At 67.0% G+C, this 23,341-nt stretch carries 21 protein-coding genes; 11 read left to right on the forward strand and 10 right to left on the reverse strand.

Annotation, left to right across the window (positions count from 1 at the left end):
* Positions 1-122: 122 nt before the first annotated feature.
* Complete coding sequence (locus tag DIE11_RS24550; RefSeq protein ID WP_124627820.1) at positions 123-1,808, forward strand: sigma-54-dependent Fis family transcriptional regulator; 1,686 nt, start codon at positions 123-125, stop codon at positions 1,806-1,808.
* A 1-nt stretch (position 1,809) separates the two neighbouring features.
* Positions 1,810-2,550 (forward strand): GntR family transcriptional regulator, encoded by a 741-nt coding sequence (locus DIE11_RS24555; protein ID WP_059604908.1) that lies wholly within the window; start codon positions 1,810-1,812, stop codon positions 2,548-2,550.
* Positions 2,551-2,573: 23 nt separating this feature from the next.
* Here DIE11_RS24555 and DIE11_RS24560 read toward each other — a convergent pair whose 3' ends face one another.
* On the reverse strand, positions 2,574-3,398 hold the full coding sequence (locus DIE11_RS24560; protein WP_124627733.1) for a phosphate/phosphite/phosphonate ABC transporter substrate-binding protein: 825 nt from the start codon (positions 3,396-3,398) through the stop codon (positions 2,574-2,576).
* A 313-nt stretch (positions 3,399-3,711) separates the two neighbouring features.
* Between DIE11_RS24560 and DIE11_RS24565 the strand changes: the two genes are divergently transcribed.
* Both DIE11_RS24565 and DIE11_RS24570 read left to right on the forward strand, forming a co-directional pair.
* On the forward strand, positions 3,712-4,737 hold the full coding sequence (locus DIE11_RS24565) for a fatty acid desaturase (RefSeq protein ID WP_124627735.1): 1,026 nt from the start codon (positions 3,712-3,714) through the stop codon (positions 4,735-4,737).
* Between the two features lie 229 nt (positions 4,738-4,966).
* Positions 4,967-6,169, forward strand: coding sequence for a benzoate/H(+) symporter BenE family transporter (locus tag DIE11_RS24570; protein WP_124627737.1), 1,203 nt, complete (start codon positions 4,967-4,969; stop codon positions 6,167-6,169).
* A 34-nt stretch (positions 6,170-6,203) separates the two neighbouring features.
* Here the strand turns inward: DIE11_RS24570 and DIE11_RS24575 are convergent, their stop codons facing one another.
* Together DIE11_RS24575 and DIE11_RS24580 are read right to left on the reverse strand one after the other, a co-directional pair.
* Entirely contained in the window at positions 6,204-7,091 is an 888-nt protein-coding gene (locus DIE11_RS24575; RefSeq protein WP_124627739.1) for an NAD(P)H-binding protein, read from the reverse strand.
* A 196-nt stretch (positions 7,092-7,287) separates the two neighbouring features.
* Positions 7,288-8,193, reverse strand: coding sequence for an AraC family transcriptional regulator (locus DIE11_RS24580; protein ID WP_124627741.1), 906 nt, complete (start codon positions 8,191-8,193; stop codon positions 7,288-7,290).
* Between the two features lie 192 nt (positions 8,194-8,385).
* Between DIE11_RS24580 and DIE11_RS24585 the strand changes: the two genes are divergently transcribed.
* Positions 8,386-8,583, forward strand: a complete 198-nt coding sequence (locus tag DIE11_RS24585; RefSeq protein WP_059604892.1) for a hypothetical protein — start codon at positions 8,386-8,388, stop codon at positions 8,581-8,583.
* A 49-nt stretch (positions 8,584-8,632) separates the two neighbouring features.
* On the opposite strand, the gene DIE11_RS24590 is transcribed toward DIE11_RS24585, so the two are convergent.
* Complete coding sequence (locus tag DIE11_RS24590; RefSeq protein ID WP_124627743.1) at positions 8,633-9,586, reverse strand: LysR family transcriptional regulator; 954 nt, start codon at positions 9,584-9,586, stop codon at positions 8,633-8,635.
* Positions 9,587-9,686: 100 nt separating this feature from the next.
* Here DIE11_RS24590 and DIE11_RS24595 point away from each other — a divergent pair, with 100 nt between their 5' ends.
* On the forward strand, positions 9,687-11,045 hold the full coding sequence (locus tag DIE11_RS24595) for an NAD(P)/FAD-dependent oxidoreductase (RefSeq protein ID WP_124627745.1): 1,359 nt from the start codon (positions 9,687-9,689) through the stop codon (positions 11,043-11,045).
* A gap of 324 nt (positions 11,046-11,369) precedes the next feature.
* Positions 11,370-11,804 carry a phosphatase gene (locus DIE11_RS24600; RefSeq protein WP_124627747.1) on the forward strand — a complete coding sequence of 145 codons (435 nt, stop codon included), beginning with the start codon at positions 11,370-11,372 and terminating at the stop codon, positions 11,802-11,804.
* Positions 11,805-11,997: 193 nt separating this feature from the next.
* Here DIE11_RS24600 and DIE11_RS24605 read toward each other — a convergent pair whose 3' ends face one another.
* Together DIE11_RS24605 and DIE11_RS24610 are read right to left on the reverse strand one after the other, a co-directional pair.
* The gene (locus tag DIE11_RS24605; protein ID WP_059447486.1) at positions 11,998-12,249 is read right to left on the reverse strand and encodes an energy transducer TonB; all 252 of its coding nucleotides are present in this window, start codon (positions 12,247-12,249) and stop codon (positions 11,998-12,000) included.
* A gap of 60 nt (positions 12,250-12,309) precedes the next feature.
* A complete protein-coding gene (locus DIE11_RS24610) occupies positions 12,310-12,591 on the reverse strand; it encodes a transcriptional regulator (protein ID WP_124627749.1) in 282 nt (93 codons plus the stop codon).
* A gap of 368 nt (positions 12,592-12,959) precedes the next feature.
* Between DIE11_RS24610 and DIE11_RS24615 the strand changes: the two genes are divergently transcribed.
* The 4 genes from DIE11_RS24615 to DIE11_RS24635 all read left to right on the forward strand — a co-directional run bounded on the left by DIE11_RS24615 (position 12,960) and on the right by DIE11_RS24635 (position 19,422).
* Positions 12,960-13,271: a hypothetical protein gene (locus DIE11_RS24615; protein ID WP_059605184.1), complete on the forward strand. Its 312-nt coding sequence runs from the start codon at positions 12,960-12,962 to the stop codon at positions 13,269-13,271.
* Between the two features lie 355 nt (positions 13,272-13,626).
* Positions 13,627-15,273 carry an EAL domain-containing protein gene (locus DIE11_RS24620; protein WP_124627751.1) on the forward strand — a complete coding sequence of 549 codons (1,647 nt, stop codon included), beginning with the start codon at positions 13,627-13,629 and terminating at the stop codon, positions 15,271-15,273.
* A 216-nt stretch (positions 15,274-15,489) separates the two neighbouring features.
* Complete coding sequence (locus tag DIE11_RS24625) at positions 15,490-17,862, forward strand: DNA polymerase II (RefSeq protein ID WP_124627753.1); 2,373 nt, start codon at positions 15,490-15,492, stop codon at positions 17,860-17,862.
* Between the two features lie 432 nt (positions 17,863-18,294).
* Complete coding sequence (locus DIE11_RS24635; protein ID WP_124627755.1) at positions 18,295-19,422, forward strand: molecular chaperone DnaJ; 1,128 nt, start codon at positions 18,295-18,297, stop codon at positions 19,420-19,422.
* A 43-nt stretch (positions 19,423-19,465) separates the two neighbouring features.
* Here the strand turns inward: DIE11_RS24635 and DIE11_RS24640 are convergent, their stop codons facing one another.
* The 4 genes from DIE11_RS24640 to DIE11_RS24655 all read right to left on the reverse strand — a co-directional run bounded on the left by DIE11_RS24640 (position 19,466) and on the right by DIE11_RS24655 (position 23,265).
* A complete protein-coding gene (locus DIE11_RS24640; RefSeq protein ID WP_059604864.1) occupies positions 19,466-20,371 on the reverse strand; it encodes a LysR family transcriptional regulator in 906 nt (301 codons plus the stop codon).
* 79 nt (positions 20,372-20,450) lie between these two features.
* The gene (locus tag DIE11_RS24645; RefSeq protein ID WP_124627757.1) at positions 20,451-21,695 is read right to left on the reverse strand and encodes an acyl-CoA dehydrogenase family protein; all 1,245 of its coding nucleotides are present in this window, start codon (positions 21,693-21,695) and stop codon (positions 20,451-20,453) included.
* Positions 21,696-21,734: 39 nt separating this feature from the next.
* Positions 21,735-22,493, reverse strand: coding sequence for an SDR family NAD(P)-dependent oxidoreductase (locus tag DIE11_RS24650; protein ID WP_059604859.1), 759 nt, complete (start codon positions 22,491-22,493; stop codon positions 21,735-21,737).
* Between the two features lie 7 nt (positions 22,494-22,500).
* Positions 22,501-23,265 carry an SDR family oxidoreductase gene (locus tag DIE11_RS24655; RefSeq protein WP_059605181.1) on the reverse strand — a complete coding sequence of 255 codons (765 nt, stop codon included), beginning with the start codon at positions 23,263-23,265 and terminating at the stop codon, positions 22,501-22,503.
* Positions 23,266-23,341: the final 76 nt, after the last annotated feature.

Raw genomic sequence — 23,341 nt, forward strand, 5'->3', positions numbered from 1 at the left:
CCTTTCATCATTTGAGCAACACCGTCGAACGCATTTGACGAAATGATCAAATCGATCCGCCCGCCGCGGCGCCGCTGGAGAAAACCTTGAAAATCACGAGAAATCTCGACGGAGGAGACACGATGCGGCCCAGCCTGCCCCCATTGCCGCCGGACACCGACCTGCGCAAGCTGATCCATTTTTCGGCGAGCGACGGTCGCATCTGGCTGGCCGGTCAGCGGATGGTGCTCCTGCATGCCGGCGCGCTGGCAACGCTGCGCCAGGAACTGATGGAAAGCGTCGGACCGGCACAGACGCGACGCTTCTTCACGCGGGTCGGCTTCGCCGCCGGAGAACGGGACGCCGCGCTCGCCCGCGAAATTCGCAGCGGCGCGTCGTTGTTCGACATGTTCCATGTCGGCCCGCAACTGCACATGCTCGAAGGCGCCGTTCAGGTCACGCCGGTGCGCTTCGAGGCCGATCCCGCGACGGGCGCGTTCTATTGCGAGTACCGCTGGGAACATTCATGGGAGGCCGACGTGCACCGCCGCACGTTCGGGCCGCAGCCCGAACCCGTCTGCTGGATGCTGATCGGCTATGCGACCGGCTACACCAGCGCGTTCATCGGCCGGACGATCCTGTTCAAGGAAACGACCTGCGTCGGCATGCACGACCCGCACTGCACGATCGTCGGCAAGCCAGCCGAGGAATGGCCGGATGCCGACGAGATCTCGTCGTGGTTCAAGGCCGACTCGCTGATCAACACGATCCGCGACCTGCAGACCGAAGTCGAATCGCTGCGCCTCGAGATCGCGCCGGACGACAGCCGGACCCGGCTCGTCGGGCGTTCCGACGCATTTCGTGCAGCCTATGCGCTGCTTGAAACGGCCGCGCCGACCAAGGTCGCCGTGCTGCTCACCGGCGAAACGGGCGTCGGCAAGGAACGCTTCGCGCGTGCGCTGCACGGCCTCAGCCCGCGCGCGCAGAAGCCGTTCGTCGCGATCAACTGCGCGGCCATTCCGCATGCGCTGATCGAGTCCGAACTGTTCGGTGCGGAGAAAGGCGCGTTCACGGGCTCGCAAGCCGCGCGCGCCGGCCGCTTCGAGCGCGCGGACGGCGGCACGCTGTTTCTCGACGAGATCGGCGAGCTGCCGCTCGACGTGCAGGCAAAGCTGCTGCGCGTGCTTCAGGAGGGCGAGGTCGAGCGGCTCGGCGCGACCGAGGGCCGGAAGGTGGACGTCCGCGTCGTCGCGGCGACCAACCGCGATCTCGAGCAGGCCGTGCGCGACGGCACCTTTCGCGCCGATCTCTATTACCGGATCAACGTCTACCCGGTGCTGATTCCGCCGCTGCGCGACCGGCAGGACGACATCGCGCCGCTCGCCGACGCAATGCTCGAACGCTTCGCGGCCGTGCACGGCAAGCCGACGCCGACGCTGACCGACTACGCCTACGACACGCTGCGCGGCTACCGCTGGCCCGGCAACGTGCGCGAGCTCGAGAACCTGATCGAGCGCGCGGTGATCCTGTCGCGCCCGAACCGTCCGGTCGACGCGAAGGACCTGTTCCCCGGCGTCGGCGCGCCCGGTGGCGCGACGGTCGATCGGGCCGGGCAGATCCGGCCGGCGGCCGCGATGTCGATCGACTGCGGCGCCATCCTCGACCAGTTGCAGGGCGGCGGCGGACTCGACGGCCTCGAGCGGGCGCTGCTGCACGAGGCCGTCGACCGCGCGAACGGCAACCTGTCGGCCGCCGCGCGCCTGCTCGGCCTGACGCGCGCGCAACTCAGCTATCGGCTCAACCGCAAACAGGATCAGGAGGACGCGTGACATGAACACCATCCTGCCCGCCCATCCGTTCGACGACCCGCCGCCGGCGCACGAGCCGGCCGACGCCGACGCCGCCGAGCCGCATGCCCGCACGCTCAGCGAGCATGCTTATCACCAGCTCCGGCAACACATCATCGAGGGACATCACCCGCCCGGCACGAAGCTGCGCGTCGAGCATCTGAAGGACGTGTACGGCGTCGGCGCGGGCACGCTGCGCGAGGCGCTCACGCGGCTCGTCAGCGATGCGCTGGTCGTCGCCGAAGGGCAGCGCGGGTTTCGCGTGACGCCGATGTCGGTCGACGATCTCGAAGCCATCACGCGGCTGCGCATTCATATCGAGGTCGATGCGCTGCGCGACTCCGTGCGGCGCGGCGACGACGCATGGGCGCAACGCGTGCGGCAGAGTTTCGACATGCTGTCGGCCTGGGAGCAGCCGGTGTCCATCGAAAACCGCGCCGCATGGGAAGCGTGCAACCGGCGCTTTCACGAAGCGCTGATTTCGGCGGCCGCGACGCCCTGGACGTACCTGATCCTGCGCATGCTGTCGCAGCAAAGCGAACGCTATCGGCGCGTGTGCATCGGGCTCGGCGATTCGAAGCGCGACGTGCATGCGGAGCACACATGCCTGTTCGAAGCCGCGATGCGCCGCGCCGATGCGCGCGCGGCACTCGCGCTCGAGGATCATATCGGCACGACGCTCGCCGTGGTACGCAACGCACCGCCCGGCACCTTGCCGTTCTAGCCACCGTTGCGCGGACGCTGCGCTCACGCCAGCTCGGGATACCCGTGCGCGGCCGCGTCCTGCGCGAGCCGGGCAATCGTGTCGTAAGCACTCGGCGGCAGACGCTCGAAACCCTTCAGCCGCAGTGCGTTCGCCCGCGCCGGATCGACCGAGACCGCGTGATCGAGCGCATCCTGCAACGCGCCTGCCAGCGTGGCGTCCAGCGCCTTCGACGCAATCAACGGCAAGCCCGGCGCCGACGCCGTCATGCCGATGATCCGGACGTCGTTCAACAACTCGGGCAGCGCGTCACGCACATACGCGAACGTCACGCAGTCGATCGCCGCGCAATCGGCAACGCCTGCCGCCAGCGCGCGCAGCACGTTCAGGTGCGAGCCGAACGACACGACCGAACTGAAGAAACGCCCGTCATGCGCATGCGGCGCGACCGCATGCCGGAACGCGTTCATCCCGCTGTGTGAATCCGCGCCGTTGAATGCTGCCCGCAATCCGCGACAGGCAGTCAGCGTCGTCGCGCCGCCCGCGTACACGCGCGCCGACACCACCAGCACACTGCTGTAGCGCGCGCCGTCGCAGCCGGGCGCATCGAATGCCGGTGTCGCGATCAGGTACACGGCATCGCGCAATCCGAGCATCCGGTACGGATAACCGCATGTCTGCGACAACAGCAAGTCGTTGCGGTGCCACAGCGCATGCAGATCCCCGAACGGCTCGTCGAGCAGCGCGACGCCGGCAGGCCCGCCGGCACGCGCGAACGCATCGAGCGCGTCACGCAGCAACGCGTGCCACAGTGTGGCGTGGCGCGGCGTCACGTTGTACATCGGCAGTCCGGCGATCCATGGGCTCATGCGTGCATTCTACGCATCGGCGATGCGTTGGAGAAAGCCCGTTCGCCTGGGTTTCGCGCCGGTCCGGCACGCGCAGGGGCGGTCAATGCTTATCTGCCGCGCAACGATAAGCAAATGCGAATTGCTTGGTTGGCCTGACTACGCGAGCCGGTTAGCGTTCCAGTGTCGCGACACCGTCGCAAGCCGCCGTAGCGGCCGACCGCGAGCCGCGCCCCGTTTCTGTCAACAGCATCGCGGCCCATACCGGCGCGATCGTCCACTACCCGTTACCCGTATAGCACCCGAATCACCCGCTTCATCCCGCCCCAGCACCATGGCCGAATACTTCGACGTCGACCACGCGCGCGCGATCGCCGCAATCAACGCCCGCTTCACAGCCCGCACCGAGTGGCCGACGTGGCTGCTGGTCGTCGCGATCTACGGCGGCTGGCTCGCCGTGCTGCTGCTCGTACGCGCCGAGCGCCTGTCGCTCGCGGCCGCGACGCCGCCGCTGATCCTGCTCGGCGCATGGCACATGTCGCTGCAGCACGAACTGCTGCACGGCCATCCGACGCGTTCCGCGTTCGTGAACCGGCTGCTCGGCTACCCGCCGCTGACGATCTGGTATCCGTACACGCTCTATCGCGACACGCACCTCGACCATCACCGCGACGAGGACCTGACCGTGCCGGGCGTCGATCCGGAAACGAACTACGTGTCGCGCGAGCGGTGGGCGCGGCTACCGCGCTGGCGTCGCACGCTGACGGTTGCGCGCACCACCTTCGCCGGACGCCTCGTGTTCGGGCCGCCGACGAGCGTCGCCGCGATGTTCGCCGACGCATTCGCCGCGTTCCGGCGCGGCGACTTCCGCCATCTGCGGATGTGGATCACGCACGCCGCCTGCGTGGTCGCGCTGCTCGCATGGCTGCAGTGGGCAATCGGCGTGCCGTGGTGGTACTACCTGCTGGCCATCACGTGGCCCGCGCTGTCGCTCGCGATGATCCGTTCGCTGTACGAGCATCGCGCCGCGCGGCACCCGAAGGCGCGCATCGCGATCAACGAAGCCGGCTTCGCGATGCGGCTGCTGTACCTGAACAACAACTATCACCTCGTGCATCACGACCTGCCGACGCTGCCGTGGTACGACCTGCCGCGCGCGTACCGGATGCGGCGCGATGCGTATGCGGAGAAATGCGGCGGCTTCGTGATCCGCGGCGGCTATCGCGAACTGCTGGCGCGCCATGCGTGGACGCCAACCGACACGCCCGTGCATCCGTTCGACCAGGGCACGGCGTCGCTGTCGACGGGCAGTGGTGCGAAGGTCGCCGCCGTCGACGGGTATCTTCAGATCAGTACGTAGTGCTTGAGTGAGTCGCGCTTCGCCGTGAAGGCGCCCGATGCGACGACGCCCGCGCAATGCCGCACGGCCGCCCCGACGCGCATTTCTTACGAAAAGCCGACGGCATCGATCTTCATCGGCAAATTGCCAATTTCGACGGCAATGCCCAGAATGACGGATCGTCCGGGGCCTCCGACAGACATTCGCCCCGGCTCAGCCGCCCGGCCGCGCGCCGCACTCCCCTACGACGATGCAACCGAACACCTCGCCCGGCGCGATCCGCTCGATCGGCAACGACTGGTCCGTCTCCGCGGTGACCGCGGGCTTTCTCGCGGTGCTGATTTCCTACGCGGGCCCGCTCGCGATCTTCTTTCAGGCGTCGCAGGCCGCGCATGTCTCCAACGAGATGGTGGCGTCGTGGGTCTGGGCGATCTCGATCGGCGCGGGCGTGTCGGGCCTCTTCGCGAGCTGGAAACTGAAGGTGCCGATCGTGACCGCATGGTCGGCGCCCGGCACCGCGCTGCTCGTCGGCCTCTTTCCGCAGCTGACGCTGAACCAGGCCGTCGGCGCGTACATCACGGCCGCGCTGATCATCCTCGTGATCGGCATCACCGGCTATTTCGACCGGCTCGTGCGCCACATTCCGCGCGGCATCGCGTGCGGGATGATGGCGGGGATCCTGCTGCCGTTCGGCATGCATGCGTTCTCCGCCGCGACCGCGCAGCCGGTGCTCGGGTTCGGGATGATCGCGGCATACGTGCTCTTCAAGCGCCTGCTGCCGCGCTACAGCATCGTGCTCGTGCTGCTGACGGGCGCCGCGCTCGCGACGCTGCTCGGGATGGCGCATCTCGGCAACGTGTCGCCGAGCATCGCGCGGCCGATCTTCATCGCGCCCGAATGGACGCTCGGCACCACGCTCAGCCTCGCGCTGCCGCTCGTCGTCGTCAGTCTCACCGGCCAGTTCCTGCCGGGGATGACGATCCTGCGCGTCTCGGGCTATCACACGCCGGCGCGGCCGATCATCACCGCAACCAGCGTGATGTCGCTCGTCGTCGCGTGCTTCGGCGGGATCACGATCGTCGTCGCGGCGATCACCGCGGCGCTGTGCACCGGCAAGGATTCGCACGAGGATCCGGACCGGCGCTACATCGCGGGCATCGCGAACGGCGTGATCTACCTGATCGGCGGGCTCTTCGCGGGGACGATCGTCACGCTGTTCTTTGCACTGCCGAAGGCGTTCGTCGCGATCCTCGCGGGGCTCGCGCTGATCGGTGCGATCGGCGCGAACGTGCACGGGATCTTCGAGGACGAGGCGCATCGCGAGGCATCGGTGATCACGTTCCTCGCGACCGCATCGGGAATGACGTGGCTCGGGCTCGGGTCCGCGTTCTGGGGGATCGTGATCGGGTCGGTCGCGTATGCGGTGACGAGCTGGGCGCGGCGGCAAACGTAACGCGCGGCGCGCGCCCGCTCAGCCGCCGCGTCGCTCACCGCGCATGCTCGCGCACCAGCTTGGCGAATGCCTCCGCCGGTGTCGTCGCGCCATGCACCCGCTCCGACACGCCGGCCTCGACATCGATCTGCCCCGCGTTGTGCGCGTCATAGAGATCGACGATCAGTTGTGCATGGCGCTCGCTGAGCCCGGCGCGCAACAGCGTCGCGGTCCATGCGTCGCGCGGCAGTTCGCGCGCGACGATCTCGTGGTCCGCGACCGCACCGAGCGTATTCGCGATGTCCCGCACGCTCACCCGCCGCGGCCCTTCGATGCTGACGATACGCGGCCCATTGCCGGTTTCGGCGGAATCGAGCAGCAGCCGCGCCGCCGCGACACCGACATCGGGCGCCCAGACCGTCGGAAACACCTTGTCGACCGGATGGTGAAAGCTCGGCAGCACGCCGGTTGCGAGTGCGACGGGCAGCACGCGGGTCCAGTTCTGCAGGTGTTCGGCCGAGCGCAGCAGCGTGAGCCGCGTCGGGACCGTCCTCAGCCTTTCCTCCAGACGATGAAAGAGCCGCGTGATGCCCGTGTTGCCGTCGCGCTCGGCGCCATAGTCCGACAGCGCGAGCAGCGCCGGCGGCGGATTCGCGACGAGCGCGCCGGTCACGAGGTCGATCGTCCGCTCCATCGTTGCCGCCGGGTCGCTGTCGGCGATCGGCACCGGGCACAGCATCTGCACGGCTTGCGCGCCATCGATCGCCGCGGCGACCGCGCGGGCGTCCGTCAGATCGGCGATCGCGACGTCGCAGCCGAGTTGCGCGAAGCGTTCGCGCCGGCGTGCGTCGCGCAGCACCGCGCGCACGGGATGACCTGCCTGGCGCAAGGTCGTTACAGTCGACAGTCCGACGTTGCCTGATGCTCCGAAGATCACGAACACGATCCGCTCCCGGGGGATGATGGTGCAGTGATTGTCGGCACTCACAGCCGACGTGACGCGCACGGACGGATGATCGGAACACGAACGGATGACGGATTACACGGTTGCCGAGTGTGTCTGCCGCGTCGCCTGCTCCGGCAGATCATGGGCTCGCCGATCGTCGGCCCCCGCGGGGCCAATCCGGTACAGCGGTCGATCAACGGTCCTCGCCGTCATAAGCGAGCCGCAGCCCGCCACGCGCCCCGGAGCGCGCGACCTCCGTCGGCGTCACGCCCAGCACGCGATTCATCCAGTTCGCCATGTGGCTCTGATGCGCGAACCCGGCTTCGAGCGCGATCTGGCTGATGCTGAGCCGGCCTTCGAGCAGCAACGCCTTCGCACGCTCGACCCGGCGCCGCACCACGTACTGATGCACCGGCATCCCGAGCGTCTCGCGAAACAGCACCTTGAAATGCGGCACGCTGATCGACACGAGCGCCGCGAGCTCGGCCAGCGTCATGCGGCGTTCGAGGTTGGCCTCGACATAGTCGATCACGCGCGCCGCCGCTTTCGGCGCAAGCATACGCCGGCGCTCGCGAAACACCGGCTGGCTGTCGGCCAGCCGCGCGACGAGCGCCGTGCACAGGCTCTCCGCATAGAGCGGATCCGACGCGTCTTCCGCTTCGAGTTCGGCGGCCATCGCCCACGCGATGTGCTGCAGGCGCGGATCGCGCACCTGCAGCCGCCGGCGGATCTGCGCCTGCGACGGCTTCAGCTCGAGTTGCTCGAACGTGCGCCGCACGAACGTGTCGCTGAGTGCGACGTGCAGGATCCGGCAGTCGGCACTGTCGGTCCACTGGCCCGGCAGGCCGGCGGGAATCACGTCGATGTCGCCGTGGGCCTGGATGCGCGACACGCGTTCGCCGTCGCACACGCAATCCGCGCGCACGGGCGAGCCGATATGCACGCCGATGCGGTGATGATCCGTGGCCGGAATCCGGTACGTACCGGCGCGAATCTCCAGCAGCGACGCGCCGAAGCCGCGCCAGCCGAGCCCGCGGCTGGAGCGCAGGCTGACCGGCACGCCGTTGTCAGTCGGCGCGGCGAGAATCGGATCGCTCATGGTTCCCCTCCACCAGATCGGGTGTCGAACGCGCATTGTGACGCTTTTCCGGGCCGCTTGCCGGGCGCGTACCGCCATTCCCGCGCCGGGCAGAAAAAGATCATCCGTTCCTGCTCCGCTGCATCCTTGCCTGCGCGCGGCCGGGCGCCGCGACGATTACGATGGCCTCATCCGACACCTACGGAGACCGTCATGCCCCATTCCTGCCCACGACGCGCGGCGTTCATCCTCGCTTCGCCGTCCCGTGCGGCTCGCCGCCCTGCCGGCCCCGCTCCCCGCAACAACCGGACCGCCTTCGCCGCGCGGTGCCTGCGCATGATCGGCTGGTACCGCCTCGAACGGCTGCTCGCGTCGATTCCCGACAGCAACGACGACTTCGGGATCGTTTGACCGACGGAACGCACGGCTCGCATACGCCGCCCGCGTCCCCGGCGTGCGCCTACTTGCGCCGCCGCTCGTGCGGCGCCACCGTCGCGCCGTCGATCACCGGGGCGCCCTGCTTGATCAGGAAGTCGCGAAACAGCCCCGTCACCTGCGAGATCCGCCGGTCGGCGAGCGTGACCACATACCATTCGCGCTCGATCGGGTTGCCCGGAAACGGCAGTTGCCCGAGCAGCCCGGTGCGCAACTCGAGTGCACACGCGTGCAACGACAGGAACGCGACGCCGAGCCCTGCTTCGGCCATCTGCTTGATCGCCTCGTTGCTCGACAGTTCGGAGCCCACATGGAAGCGATGGCCGGCCGTCTTGAACAGGCTCTCGACGGTCGAGCGCGTGCCCGCACCGCGTTCGCGCACGAGCAGGTGCGCGGATTCGAGATCCTTCAGCGCGACACGCTTGCGCTGCATCAGCGGATGGCCGGGCGCCGCGACGAACACCATCGGATGCTTCGCGAACTCGACCGCGTGCGTGCGCAGCTCCCTCGGCGCGCTGCCCATCACCGCGAGATCGATTTCATGCGTCGCGAGCATGCGGATGATGTCGTCGCGATTGCCGACCTTGAAATAGGTCTTCACGTGCGGGCGCGTCGCGGTGAATTTCACCAGCAGCGGCGGAATCAGATACTCGGCCGTCGTAATCGCGCCGATCCGCAGCGTGCCGCCGAGGTCGCCCGTCAGCGCGGCCACTTCGTCGCCGGCCTCGCTCCACAGATACAGGATCTCGCGCGCGTAGCGCGCCACGATTTCACCGGCCGCGGTCAGCTGCACGCCGCGCCCCACCCGCTGCAGCAGCGCAGCGCCCACCGCCTCCTCGAGCAGGCGAACCTGCAGCGACACGGCCGGCTGCGTCAGGTTCAGCTCCTCGGCCGCGCGCGACACGCTGCCGAGCCGCGCAATCATGTCCAGCGCCTTCAGCTGCCGGAACGTCGCGGCCTTTCCTATAAGTGAATACATATGAGTTGCTTATAAACATTAAATTGTTCGCGTAGGTTCAAAACTATATCGTCGGTCCTTGAGCAATGTCATCCGAATCGTCATCAGCGGGAGCCACAACATGGACCACATCACGCCTACCCTTGCAACGGACCGCGCACCCCGCGTGCCGCGCATCGTGATCGTCGGCGGCGGCGCCGGCGGCCTGCAGCTCGCCACGCGCCTCGGCGACGCGGTCGGCCGCCGCGGGCAAGCCGACGTCGTGCTCGTCGACCGCTACCCGACGCACTTCTGGAAGCCGCTGCTGCACGAAGCCGCATCCGGCCATCGCGATCCGGCCTCGCACTCGATCGAATACGCGGCGCAGGCGAAGCGCCACGGCTTCCGCTTCGTGCAAGGCGCGCTGCAGCGGGTCGACCGCGCGGCACGCACGGCGACCATCGCGCCGGTGCAGGACGCGGACGGCACGGAGATCCTGCCGCAACGCGAGCTCGGCTACGACGATCTGGTGCTGGCCGTCGGCAGCGTGACGAACTTCTTCAACGTGCCGGGCGCCGCGCGTCACGCGCTGCCGCTCGAAAACCTCGACCAGGCCGAGGATTTCCGCCGCAAGTTCCTCGCCGCCTGCACGAAGGCGAACCACCTGGCCGAGCAGCAGCCGGCGCGGCGCGCGGCACCGATCTGCATCAACGTGATCGGCGCGGGCGCGACGGGTGTCGAACTGGCCGCGGCGCTGCGTCATGCGATCCAGCAGCTGACGACGTATCGCTTCAAGGCACTGGTGTCGGCGCGCGACGTACACATCCGGCTGATCGAAGGCGGCCCGCGCATCCTGCCGGCGCTCGACGAAAGGCTGTCGGCCAGGATGCAGGCGCAACTGCGCACGATGAACGTCGACGTGCTGACGAATACGCGCGTTGCGGAAGTCGGCGCGGACGCGGTCATGACCGCGACCGGCGAGCGGCTTGCGAGCGACATCACGATCTGGGCGGCCGGCGTCGCGGGCCCCGCGATGCTGCGGGAACTCGGCGACATCGCGCTTAACCGGTCGAATCAGGTGATCGTGACCGACACGCTGCAGACGCCCGACGATCCGCACGTGTATGCGTTCGGCGATTGTGCCGCGTGCCCGTCGGCCGATGCGAGCGGTTTCCTGCCGCCGCGCGCACAGGTTGCGCACCAGCAGGCCGTGTACCTCGGCGATGCGCTCGCGCGGCGCCTCGCCGGCAGGCCGACGCCGGGCTTCACGTTCCGCGACGCGGGCACCGTCGTGTCGCTCGGCCGGGCGGGAGCCGTGTATCAGGCCGACCTCGGCGTGCGTTCGCGCTCGCTGATCGTCGACGGGTTCGCCGCGATCGGGCTGTACAAGTTCCTGTACCGCAAGCATCTGTTCAGCGTGTACGGACTGAAGCGCGCACTGTTTCAGTCGCTGAGCCACTGGCTGCAAAGCCTCAACCAGCCGTCGATCAAGCTGCACTGATCGCAGACTGCCACACGGCATCGCAAGACGGCGTATCGGGCGCACCTCGCCCGATACGCCGTTTTCTTGTCTGCACGGATCCGGTGCATTCGTTGCGTGCGCACGTTTGGTGCATCACATGGAAGCCCGTCGATACGATGCAAATCATCCGCAAAACATGGGATCGGGCGCATCCCGCGCCGGTGTTGGCTCACCGCCCCACTCATTAGTCGAATCGTATGAGTCGACTATAAATATTAATTGGTTGAAATTTCAGGATCGACGCTAAGGTGTGGGGCATTCCCGTCCGCGAACGGATCGTCACGTCTCAGGAGAGGAATCACCGTGGTCATCGAAGCCATCGTCACCCGTCTCGACGCCGCATTCGCGCAGATCGAAGCGACACCGGATTCGCACGAATCGCGCAACCAGCGCGATGCGATCATCCAGTGGCTCGACAGCGCGTCGGAGCAAGGATATCGACTCGGTCTCGTCACGACGCTGCCTGCCGCCCGGCTCAGCGACATGTTCGAAGGCCAGTTCGGCCGCGCGAACCTCGACCGCTTCTCGGTCGTCGTGACCGACGCCAATCAGCAGGACTCCGTATCAAGCCAGCATCCGTTCGACATCGCGCTGCAGGCGCTGGGCGTGCCGCCCGAGCGCGCGGTGGCCGTCGCGAGCAGCGAACCGGAACGCCGCGAAGCCGAGACGTTCGGCCTGTCGCGTTGCGTGCGCATCACCGACACGATGCGCTCGATCGCATCGGCAGGCCTGCACTGACCTGAGCACCTGCATACGGGCCGGCTCGCGCGGGACGTGTATCGCAACGGCGCGCGGGTCATCGTGAAGATGCTGTAAAACAAGCGCGAGACGGATTTCCTGACGGCGTGCGACGGCGAGAAGCTCGCCGCCGGAAGCCGCTTCTACGATTACACGGGATTGAAGCGCTGTGACGGATAGCCTCGACGCGTCGTCAGTCCACCGGGTAATCGAGATCGTGCCAGCGCTTCGCCGATTTCCCGCCCGAGCCAAGATGACCGCCGGGGAAGCGCATGACCGCAATCGCGTGAAGCGCCTTCTCGTCGAGCGCGGCGTCGCCGCAACTGCGCCTGACCTTGAGATCGCGGACACGCCCGTGCTCGTCGAGCCAGACACGCACGATCACGCGCCTTCTCGACGTGCCGTTCTGCACGCCGCGTGACAGCAGGCGGTCCATCAGCGACATGGGTTTCTCCGTGATGCTCGAACGCTTCGGTTATCGATACGTGCCGGCCTGCGTGCAACGTCAGTGCTGAATGGCCACGCTTTTGTGCGTCGCCCGCACGGCCTTCGGCTTCGCAACGACGGGCGCCTTCGGATCGATGCCGACCGCATGCTCGACCTTGCGGGTCTTCGCGGGTGCCGCGTGCGCCTTCGACACGGGTTTCGCGTCGGCATGCGCCGCGGCCGGCGCATTCGACCGCCAAGAACCGGGTTGCCGCCCCGGCTTCACGGCCGCCGCACCGCTTGCTGCCACGGGTGAATGCTTGACCTGGTGTGCGTATTCCTTGACGTCGTGGTCGCTCATCCACGATTCCGTATAGGCCGCCGACGCGGGCTGTGACAGGTTGAAATACGCGACCGATGCGACGAGAAAGGCACGAACATGCGTGCGACGATTGAATGCGGTAATGACGAATGCTCCTTGCGAACTGGCTCGACGCCCTGTATCGGCGCCGTCGTGGCGGCACGATAAATGAGCGCATTCAGCATCGCAAGCGTCTGAGGGGGATCCAAACGATTCTTGACGTTTGAATGATCGATCCGGTGCGCGAGACCACTCACGCACCGCGTTCGACCGCGTCGGACATGCCGATGTTGTCACGCGTGCGGCATCGGCAACCTGCCGAACTCGGGCCCGCCGACGGTGTCGAACGTGCATCGCCGGAGAATCGCATGAAACGCGCCGCCCCTTTCGCCATCCTGACCCTGCTTGCCGCCGTCAGCTTGCCGGCGGTCGCCGGCACCGCCACGGACAATGCCACCGCGCCGGTTGCGCAGCAAGCGAGAAACTGCGTGCCGTCCTCGACGTCCGCCGGCGCAGCGCCCGGCTCCCGCGCGGCGTCGAAGGCGCCACCGATCCGCATCTGCGTCGGCGATTCCGATACGCAACTGAACCTGCCGTGGTTCCTGACCGACGTCCTCACCGCCATGGACACGCATCAATCGCCTCGCGACCTGCTTCACAAGATGCGCAACGACTTCTGAAGCGCGGCCGCTAGATGTGACGCGCGATGCAAATATTTCTCTATAAGCATCAATCTCGATATTTCGCCACTTTTTGGCTAGCAATATTTCGTAATTGAGCGTGTCACGCCTTATACTTGCCGCGCACCATCCTCGTGCCAAGAGACGGTGTCTTCTGTCCCGGCTGCACATCGATGCGGCCGGGTTTTTTTTGGGTGTGCGATACCGACATACATCCGTTGTCGATGTATGTTACGAAAGAGCGCCTCGAATCCTGTGCTCCCGCCGCGATGCCGCTTCGTGCGTTTCGCGAGCGTAGAATCGATTTGCGTCCCGATATGGGCGCGAGCCGCGGTGCCCCGGCCAGGCACGGCGAATGCCTCGCGCCAATTCATCGACCGGTTCGACCTGCATTCACATGCGCACAACAACAAGTACGACCCGAGGACCATCCGCGCTCGCACCGCGCCCGAAACCCGCGTTCCAGCGCAGCGGCGCGTGGTCGCACATCGTCTTCCCGGTTGCCCTGATCGTCTGCATCCTCGTGTTCGTGCTGGCGCTCGTCGTTGCAGGGCGTCTGGCGCGCGACTCGATTGCACGGCACGAAAGCGACGTCGCGAACGACATCGTGATATCGGTCGACCGCATCCTCGACGGGATTCGCACGCGGCATCCGGATGAGTTGAACGCGCTGGTCGGGCGGCCCTGCACGACGATCTTCAGGACGCTCGCCGAAGTGGGCACTCACCTGCGCTATCTTCGGGCCGTCGGGCTGGCGAACAGCGGTCGCGTCACCTGCTCGTCGGCGCTGGGCGCGATCAACGTCCCGCTCGACGCGTACATTCACGCGCCAGCGCCGGGGATGACGGCCATCACGCTGCTTCGGCAAACGCCGTTTCAGCGTGACGTTCCGGTGCTGGTGGCGTTTCGCGCGACCGCGCCCGACTCCGGCGTCCTTTATCTGGTCGAAGGCGACTATGTGGCAGACGTGCTCGCGCACGGAACCCGCTTCGGGGCGGAAACGGCCACCCTGTCGATCGAGGGCGCAGGAAGCATCGATCGGCATGGTGCGTTCGTCCCGTCACTCAGCGCGGCGCCGGCCACGGGCAGCAAGATTGCGTCGAACGCGTGGCCATTCACAGTCTCCGTCAGCTCGGCGGAACCCTACGTTTCGCAGGTGCAGCGGCGCTACCGACTCATCTGCCTGACGATCGCGCTGCTGGTCAACGGCCTCGTCGCGGCCACGTACCTGCTCGCGATGGCGCCGCGCCGGCTGTTGCTGAAGGCCGTTCGCAATGCGCTGAAGCGCAACGAATTTCATGTCGTCTACCAGCCGATCATCGAAGTCGAAACGCGCAGGACTGTCGGCGTCGAGGCGCTGCTGCGCTGGCACCATCCGAAATGGGGGGCCATCAGTCCGGCCGTGTTCGTGCCGCAGGTCGAATCAAGTGCGGTCCTGCCGAAGGTGACCGAGTTCGTGCTTCGGAGGGCCGTATCGGAACTGACCGCACTCGCGCCGTCGGTGCCGCTACGCATCGCGATCAACGTCGCGCCGAAGGATCTTGAACGCGCGCGCTTCGTGTCCGTCGTCGAAGACACGATCGGCAGGCTTCCACAAGGCAGCACGCTGGTCCTCGAAGTGACCGAGCGCATCCTGCTCGAGAAGAATCCGCGCACCACCGAGATATTCGCCACACTGCGCGCGAAAGGCGCGAAGTTCGCAATCGACGACTTCGGCACGCATCACAGCAACCTCGACATGCTGTCGCGCTTTCCCTTCGACTACGTGAAGATCGACCGACAGTTCATCTCGCAGCTCACGACGGGCAACGCGAAACTGATCGAAGGAATCGCGGCGGTCGCCCACCACTACGGCCTGAAGATCATTGCCGAGGGCGTGGAGACGGAAGAGCAGCATCGCGCACTGCATGCGGTCGGGATTCAGTACGCGCAGGGCTATCTGTATCAGCGGCCACGGCGAGCGGAACACCTGAAGCGGAATTTCGCGCCGATGCCGGCTTGAATGCCGCATCGGCGCTAAACGCCCGGTCGGCGAATACGTGACGCACACGCGTCGTCCGGTCCGCACGCGACGCCGGCTGCCGCACGCGGTCGATGCGCTGCGTGGCGGGTCGCGCGGCGGCTTCCTGCCACCTGATGCCATCGATCCGCCCTTCGGCGGGAACCGCGCGAGAGGCGCTAAAATCCGCCGCCTGGGCATCCACGACGAGCAAGCGTTTTGACGGAGTTCGAGCAAGGTTTCATCCTCACCCGCCACTGGCGGGACACCGCATCCGGCATCGAGATCGAGTTCTGGCTGGCAACCGAACACGGTCCGCGCCGCGTGCGGCTGCGCCCGCAGGAAGCCGTCGCGTTCGTGCCGGTCGAGCAGCAGGCGCTCGCCGAACGCACGCTCGCCGGCGAACGCGATGCCGAACTGCGCCCGCTCGCGCTGCGCGACTTCCGCCAGCGCGCGGTGGCCGGCCTCTATTGCCGCCGCTACCGCCACCTGTCCGGACTCCAGAAACGCCTCGCCGCGGCCGGTGTCGACGTCTACGAAGCCGACGTGCAGCCGCCCGACCGCTACGCGATGGAGCGCTTCATTACCGCACCGGTGCTGTTTCGCGGCACGGCCGGCCACGACGGCACGCTGACCGACGCCGAACTGAAACCCGCGACCGGCTATCGGCCGACACTGCGCTGCGTGTCGCTCGACATCGAGACGAGCGTCCACGGCGAGCTCTATTCGATCGCACTCGAGGGCTGCGGACAACGGCAGGTCTACATGCTCGGCCCGCCGAACGGCGACGCGTCGGCCGTCGACTTCCGTCTCGACTACTGTGACAGCCGGGCCGAGATCCTCACACGCCTCAACGAATGGTTCGATGAATACGATCCCGATGCGGTGATCGGCTGGAACCTCGTGCAGTTCGACCTGCGCATCCTGCATGCGCATGCGGAACAATACGGCGCGCCGCTGAAGCTCGGCCGCGGCGGCAGCGTGCTCGAGTGGCGCGCGCACGGCCAGCAGCCCGACCATTTCTTCGCGGGCGCGGCCGGCCGCCTGATCCTCGACGGCATCGACATGCTGAAATCGGCGACGTGGACGTTTCCGTCGTTCAGCCTCGAATACGTGTCGCAGTCGCTGCTCGGCGAAGGCAAGTCGATCGACAATCCGTATCAGCGGATGGACGAGATCCAGCGCCGCTTCGATCACGACAGGCCCGCGCTCGCGCGCTACAACCTGAAGGATTGCGAACTCGTCACGCGCATCTTCGACAAGGCCGACCTGCTGTCCTTCGCGCTCGAACGCGCCACCGTCACGGGCCTCGCGGCCGATCGCACCGGCGGCTCGGTCGCCGCGTTCACGCACCTTTACCTGCCGCGCATGCACCGGCTCGGCTACGTCGCGCCGAACCTCGGTGACGTGACGGGCCAGAACAGTCCCGGCGGCTTCGTGATGGATTCGCGGCCCGGCCTGTACGACTCGGTGCTCGTGTTCGACTACAAGAGCCTTTATCCGTCGATCATCCGCACGTTCCTGATCGATCCGGCCGGGTTGATCGAGGGGCTCGCGCATCCGGGCGACGACACGTCGGTGCCGGGCTTTCTCGGCGCGCGCTTCTCGCGCACCGCGCATTGCCTGCCCGACATCGTGCGGCGCGTGTCCGAAGGCCGCGACGAAGCGAAACGCCAGCGCAACGCACCGCTGTCGCAGGCGCTGAAGATCATCATGAATTCGTTCTACGGCGTGCTCGGCTCGACCGGCTGCCGGTTCTTCGATCCCCGCCTCGCGTCGTCGATCACGATGCGCGGCCACGAGATCATGCATCGCACGCGCGAGTTGATCGAGGCGCAGGGCTACGAAGTCATCTACGGCGATACCGATTCGACCTTCGTCTGGCTCGGGCGCGAGCACGACGACGACGCAGCCGCCGCCAAGGGCCGCGCGCTCGTCGAGCACGTGAACCGCTGGTGGCAAGCGCACCTGCGCGACCGCTTCAGGCTGGAGAGCGCGCTCGAACTGCAGTACGAGCGGCATTACCGGCGCTTCCTGATGCCGACCGTGCGCGGTGCAGAAGAAGGCAGCAAGAAGCGCTATGCGGGCCTCGCGCTCGCGGCGAACGGCGGCGAGGACCTCGTGTTCAAGGGGCTCGAAACGGTGCGCACCGACTGGACGCCGCTCGCGCAGGCATTCCAGCGCGAGCTCTACCGGCGCGTGTTCAAGCGCGAACCGTATCAGGACTTCATTCGCGACTACGTGCGCCGCACGCTCGCCGGCGAATACGACGCGCAACTCATCTATCGCAAGCGCGTGCGCCGGCCGTTGAGCGAATACCAGCGCAACGTGCCGCCGCACGTGCGCGCCGCGCGGATCGCCGACGAATTCAACCAGGCGCGCGGCCGGCCGCTGCAGTACCAGCGCGGCGGCTGGATCAGCTACGTGATGACGACGGCCGGCCCGGAGCCGCTCGAGACGATGCGCTCGCCGATCGACTACGCGTTCTACGTGAGCCGTCAGTTGCAGCCGGTCGCCGATGCGATCCTGCCGTTCCTGCGCGACGATTTCGAACGCGTGATTTCCGGGCAGGGGCAGTTGTTCGGCGACTGACGACACGCAGTACTGCGCTCGCCGATATCTTCATACGGTTGCGTTTGCAACCGCTTCGCATCCTGTTGAGTCTCGGGTTGCGCACGCCTCGATCGGCATTCAGGCCGGCCCGCGCGCCGGCCGACACCGCGATACCGTAGGCGCTCGCCGCGACGGCAGCGTGCGACTTCACCGTAAGTTCGCCGACGGCTGCGAAACTCGGGCGCGACCACGACGAACTGATCGACGCGATCGCGCGACGCGATGCCGACGCCTCCGAGCGCGCCGCGCACGAGCACACGATGCTGTTCCAGAAGCGCTTCCTCGACTACATGAAGCAGAACATGACGGAATCGATGGCCGTGCTGTAACGCCGCACGCCGGAAGGAGTGCGTCCGTCCGGCTAAAATACCGGCCTGCCGCGCCCCCCGCCGCGGCCGGAGGACATTCACCATGACCGCACGTCGCGGTGCCGCGGTCGCCATCGCGCCCGGTCACGAGACAGCCAGCCTGTCGAAAGCCCAGAAAACGTTCAATACGCTCGTCAAGCACATCGAAAAGCGGCGCGAGCGGCTCGGCGCGTGGGAAGCCGTGATGCCGGCGTTCCAGAAGAAATTCGTCGACGCGCTGTTGCCGCTCGAACAGGAAGCGACGGCGCTGCGGATCCGGCTGATTCATCTGCTCGACGACACGTTTCTGCAGAAAGGCTTGAGCAAGGCCGAACAGCGCACGCTGTCCGACCTGATCGCCGACATGGCGCGCGATTTGCTGAATGTGAGCGACGACGCGGCGCTGAAGATCATTTACAACCGGCACGCCGAATCCGGGCACGTCGGCAACGCAGCGGCCGAGCCCGAGCCAACGGAACCGGCGCGGGAGCCCCAACCGCAATCGCAACCTGCTGACGATCTGGACTCACTGTCGCCGGACGAGCTGGCCGAACGGATGCAAGCCGAACTCGACGCACAGTTCGAGCGCGACATGGCCGCTCACGCGGCCCGCGAGGCCCAGCGCGCGAAGCGCAAGAAAGCGCCGAAGCAATCGGCCGCGCAGGCCCGCGTCGAAGCCGAGCAGGCCGAATCGAGCAAGTCGATCCGCGAGATCTATCGCAAGCTCGCGAGCGCGCTGCATCCCGATCGCGAAACCGATCCGCTGGAACAACAACGCAAGACCGTGCTGATGCAGCGGGTCAACCGCGCTTACGAGAAGGGCAACCTGCTGCAGCTGCTGGAACTGCAGCTGGAGATCGAACAGATCGACCGGCGCGCGATCGACGGCCTCAGCGAAGCGCGGCTCACGCGCTACAACGGCATCCTGGAGGAACAACTGCGCGAACTCGATCAGGAGATCGTGCACGTCGAGAACGATTTCCGGCGGACCTACGGCATCGCGTCGTCGAACAAGGTCGCGCCCGATACGGTCCTGCGCATGCTCGCGCGCGACATCGCCGGCATGCAGCGCAGCAACCAGGACCTGGCCGTCGCGCTGCGCGAGTTCGAGGATCCGGATCAGGTCAGGAGCTGGCTGAAGGACATGAAGCGCCGGAGCGCATCGTCGCGCTTCGACGAGGATTCGTATTGAGCCGGCAAGCGCGGGCAAACGCGCGATGCGCACGCCGCGCCCTTCACTGCGGCTCGCCGATCCCGCCCATCAGCATCATCAACTGCTCACGCAGCCACCGACTGCCCTGATCCTGATCGGCGCTGCGGTGCCAGTAGCAGAAGTATTCGAGCCCCGGCATCTCGAACGGCAGCTCGAGAATCCGCGCCGGGTAACGCTGCAGCAGCCTGAGCGGCGCCGTCAGCGCGAGATCGCCGCGCATCGCGATCAGCGGCGCGACCATGTAGTGCTGCACCCGCATCTGGATGTTGCGGCGCAGCCCGAGCCGCGTCAGCTCCGCATCGACGTGCCCGCTGCCCTTGCGGCGGCTCGACACGTGGATGTGCCCCATCGACAGGTAGTCGTCCATGGTCAGCGCGTCGCCCTTGAACGGGTGATCGTCGCGGATCATGCATGCGTAGCGGTCGCGCACGAGCAGCGCCTGATGCAGGTGCGGGTCGCCGATCAGCGGCGCGTCGATCGCGATGTCGACGGAGCCGTTCGCGAGCGCGGTCGCCACTTCGCGGCGGTCCATCGTGTAGCTGCGCACGTGCATGCCGGGCGCATGCGTCTGCAGCAGTTCACCGAGCGCGGGCAGCAGCAGCGCCTCGGTCAGGTCGCTCATGCTGAGCCGGAACACGCGCTCGGACGAAGCGGGATCGAAAACGTCGCCTTCGTGCGCGCTCGAATCGAGCAGCTGCAGCGCCTCGCGCACGCGGCCGACGATGTTCTCGGCCATCGGCGTCGGCATCATCCCGGCCGGCGTGCTGACGAACAGCGGGTCGTTCAGCGTCTTGCGCAACCGCGCCAGCGCGTTGCTGACGGCCGGCTGCGTGAGGTTCAGCACCTCGGCCGCGCGCGTCAGGTTGCGCTTGTTGTAGATCGCCTCGAATACGACGAACAGGTTCAGATCAATCTTCGAAAGACGCATCGCCGGATCTCCTTGCCGGCATCTTAATACGGCGTGCGTCTACCGCTCCTCCACGTCGCGTCCCCGCGCGGCGCGCGGCTCAGCCGCGCGGCGGCCGCGTCAGGTACGGCTCGGTCGAACCGCGCACGGCGTCCTTGATCTCCATGCGCGCGATCGCCTGCAGGTGCACCTCGTCCGGGCCGTCCGCGAAGCGCAGTGCGCGGCCCCAGGTCCACAGATCGGCGAGCGGCGTGTCGGGGCTCAGGCCCATCGCGCCGAACACCTGCATCGCGCGGTCGCACACGTCCGTGTATACGGTCGGCACGAGCGCCTTGATCATCGAGATTTCCTTGCGCGCCGCCTTCGCGCCGACCTTGTCGATCATCCATGCGGCCTTCAGCACCAGGAGGCGCGCCTGGTCGATCTCGATGCGCGAGCGCGCGATCCATTCGCCGATCGTGCCGTGCCGGTTCAGCGGCTTGCCGAACGCCTCGCGCGACTGCGCGCGGTCGATCATCAGTTCCAGCGCGAGCTCGGCCGCGCCGATCGAACGCATGCAGTGGTGAATCCGGCCCGGCCCGAGGCGCGCCTGTGCGAGCGCGAAACCGCTGCCTTCCTCGCCGAGGAGGTTGCGCGCCGGCACGCGCACGTTGTCGAACGTGATCTCGCAGTGCCCTTCTGGCGCATAGTGATTGACCACCGTGATGTTGCGCACGACCGTCACGCCCGGCGTGTCGCGCGGCACCAGGATCATGCTCTGCTGCTGGTGCGATTCCGCGTCGGGATCGGTCTTGCCCATCACGATGAAGATCCGGCAGTTCGGATGCGCGGCGTTCGTGATGAACCACTTGCGGCCGTTGATCACGTATTCGTCGCCCACGCGCTCGATGCGGGTCGTGATGTTGGTCGCGTCCGACGACGCGACGTCGGGCTCCGTCATCGCGAACGCCGAACGGATCTCGCCGCGCAAGAGCGGCAGCAGCCACTGTTCGCGCTGCTCGGGCGTCGCGAACATGTGCAGCAGCTCCATGTTGCCGGTGTCCGGCGCGTTGCAGTTGAACACCTCCGACGCCCAGCCCACGCGCCCCATGATCTCGGCGAGCGGCGCGTATTCGAGGTTCGTCAGCCCGGTGCCCGGCTCGTCCTCCTTCAGGTGCGGCAGGAACAGGTTCCACAGCCCTTCGGCCTTCGCGCGCTCCTTCAGCGCCTCCATGAACGACACGGGATACTGCCCCGCATGCACTTCCTCGTTCCACTGACGGATGCGCGGCACGATGTGCGCGTCCATGAACGCACGCACGCGTTCGCGCAGTTCTTCCACTTTCGGGGTGTAGCCAAAGTCCATGATCGACTCCTCGAGATTCCGTTGTTCCGTTCGTTTCGCTCAGAAGGCCGAGACACCGCCGTCGACGGCGACGGCCTGCCCGGTCAGATAGGTGTTTTCCTTGGCGCACAGCGTGAGCATCGTCGCGACGATTTCCTCGGGACGGCCGAGCCGTTTCATCGGCGAGCCCTGTGCGAGAAAATCCTGGCGATCGCCGATGTCGCTGTCGGTCACCATCGGCGTCGTGCTGTAGAACGGGCACACCGCGTTCACACGAATGCCATGCCGCGCGTATTCGAGCGCGGCCGTCTTCGTGAGCCCGACCACGGCGTGTTTCGACGCCGCGTACGCGGCCAGCTTCGGTGCGCCGCCGAGCCCGGCCATCGACGCGACGTTGAGGATCACGCCTTCGCGCTGCGCGAGCATCTGGCGAATCTGGTGCTTCATCCCGAAGAACACGCCCTTCGCGTTCACCGCGAAGCTCAGATCGAGATCCGCTTCCTCGGTATCGATCAGCGCCTTCAGCGGCGGCGCGATGCCCGCGTTGTTGATGCCGACGTCGAGCCGGCCGAAGCGCTCGACCGCCGCCTTCACCAACGCAGCGACCTCTGCTTCGATGCGCACGTCGCAGCGCTGCGCGATCACGTCGGCGCCGGCCGCCAGTAGCGGCGCGGCCACGCGTTCGAGCGCCGCCTCGTTCAGGTCGCCGAGCGCGAGCCGCGCGCCCATCGCGGCCAGCTCGCTCGCGAGCAGCGCGCCGAAGCCGCTCGCGGCGCCGGTGATCATCACGGCCTGCCCGGCGTAGCTGTCGAGTTTCATCGCGCGCTCAGATCGTCAGGCCGCCGTCGACGACGATGCACTCGCCGTTCGTGTAGCTCGCCGCGTCCGACACGAGATACAGCACGGTGCCAGCCATCTCGCGAGGCTCCGCGTGGCGGCGCAGCGGAATCTTCGCCATCCAGGTGTCGTAGATGTCCTTGTCGGCGAACAGCGCGCCCGCGAACTTCGTCTTCGTGAGGCCCGGCAGCAGCGCGTTCACGCGGATGCCGAACGGCCCGCATTCCTTCGCGAACGCCTTCGTCATGTTGACGACCGCGGCCTTCGTGATCGAGTAGATGCCCTGACGGTCGCCCGGCTGCAGCGCGTTCACCGACGCGGTGTTGACGATCGCGCCGCCGCCCTGCGCCTTCATCATCTTGCCGGCCTCGACCGACATGAAGAAGTAGCCGCGGATGTTCACGTCGACGGTCTTTTCATACGCGGCGAGATCGGTATCGAGGATGTGCCCGAAATACGGATTCGCGGCCGCGTTGTTCACGAGGATGTCGAGCCGGCCATGCTTGCCGCGGATCGATTCGAACGTCGCGGCGATGTCCTCCAGCCGCCCGACGTGACAGGCCAGCGCTTCGGCGCGGCCGCCCGCCGCGACGATCGCGTCCGCGACCGCCTGGCAGTCGTCGAGCTTGCGGCTCGACACGATCACGTGCGCGCCCTGCTCCGCGAGCAGCTTCGCGATTTCCTCGCCGATGCCGCGGCTCGCGCCGGTCACCAGCGCGATCTTCCCCGTCAGATCGAACAGATTCGTTGCCATGTTGCTGTGCTCCTCCATTGATGTTTTTCGTGCGGCCGCGCGACGATGTCCGCGATGTCCGCGATGTCCGCGATGT

The sequence above is a fragment of the Burkholderia sp. Bp9012 genome (assembly GCF_003853825.1).
In the GTDB taxonomy this organism is placed as follows: Bacteria; Pseudomonadota; Gammaproteobacteria; order Burkholderiales; family Burkholderiaceae; genus Burkholderia; species Burkholderia diffusa.

Excerpts from the sequence above, each read along its gene's own strand:
- DIE11_RS24550 (WP_124627820.1), top strand. The coding sequence starts at position 123 with ATGCGGCCCAGCCTGCCCCCATTGCCGCCGGACACCGACCTGCGCAAG.
- DIE11_RS24635 (WP_124627755.1), top strand. The coding sequence starts at position 18,295 with ATGACCGCACGTCGCGGTGCCGCGGTCGCCATCGCGCCCGGTCACGAG.
- DIE11_RS24555 (WP_059604908.1), top strand. The coding sequence starts at position 1,810 with ATGAACACCATCCTGCCCGCCCATCCGTTCGACGACCCGCCGCCGGCG.
- DIE11_RS24655 (WP_059605181.1), bottom strand. The coding sequence starts at position 23,265 with ATGGCAACGAATCTGTTCGATCTGACGGGGAAGATCGCGCTGGTGACC.
- DIE11_RS24650 (WP_059604859.1), bottom strand. The coding sequence starts at position 22,493 with ATGAAACTCGACAGCTACGCCGGGCAGGCCGTGATGATCACCGGCGCC.
- DIE11_RS24590 (WP_124627743.1), bottom strand. The coding sequence starts at position 9,586 with ATGTATTCACTTATAGGAAAGGCCGCGACGTTCCGGCAGCTGAAGGCG.
- DIE11_RS24580 (WP_124627741.1), bottom strand. The coding sequence starts at position 8,193 with ATGAGCGATCCGATTCTCGCCGCGCCGACTGACAACGGCGTGCCGGTC.
- DIE11_RS24640 (WP_059604864.1), bottom strand. The coding sequence starts at position 20,371 with ATGCGTCTTTCGAAGATTGATCTGAACCTGTTCGTCGTATTCGAGGCG.
- DIE11_RS24620 (WP_124627751.1), top strand. The coding sequence starts at position 13,627 with ATGCCTCGCGCCAATTCATCGACCGGTTCGACCTGCATTCACATGCGC.
- DIE11_RS24645 (WP_124627757.1), bottom strand. The coding sequence starts at position 21,695 with ATGGACTTTGGCTACACCCCGAAAGTGGAAGAACTGCGCGAACGCGTG.
- DIE11_RS24595 (WP_124627745.1), top strand. The coding sequence starts at position 9,687 with ATGGACCACATCACGCCTACCCTTGCAACGGACCGCGCACCCCGCGTG.
- DIE11_RS24565 (WP_124627735.1), top strand. The coding sequence starts at position 3,712 with ATGGCCGAATACTTCGACGTCGACCACGCGCGCGCGATCGCCGCAATC.
- DIE11_RS24610 (WP_124627749.1), bottom strand. The coding sequence starts at position 12,591 with ATGAGCGACCACGACGTCAAGGAATACGCACACCAGGTCAAGCATTCA.
- DIE11_RS24560 (WP_124627733.1), bottom strand. The coding sequence starts at position 3,398 with ATGAGCCCATGGATCGCCGGACTGCCGATGTACAACGTGACGCCGCGC.
- DIE11_RS24615 (WP_059605184.1), top strand. The coding sequence starts at position 12,960 with ATGAAACGCGCCGCCCCTTTCGCCATCCTGACCCTGCTTGCCGCCGTC.
- DIE11_RS24585 (WP_059604892.1), top strand. The coding sequence starts at position 8,386 with ATGCCCCATTCCTGCCCACGACGCGCGGCGTTCATCCTCGCTTCGCCG.
- DIE11_RS24570 (WP_124627737.1), top strand. The coding sequence starts at position 4,967 with ATGCAACCGAACACCTCGCCCGGCGCGATCCGCTCGATCGGCAACGAC.
- DIE11_RS24605 (WP_059447486.1), bottom strand. The coding sequence starts at position 12,249 with ATGTCGCTGATGGACCGCCTGCTGTCACGCGGCGTGCAGAACGGCACG.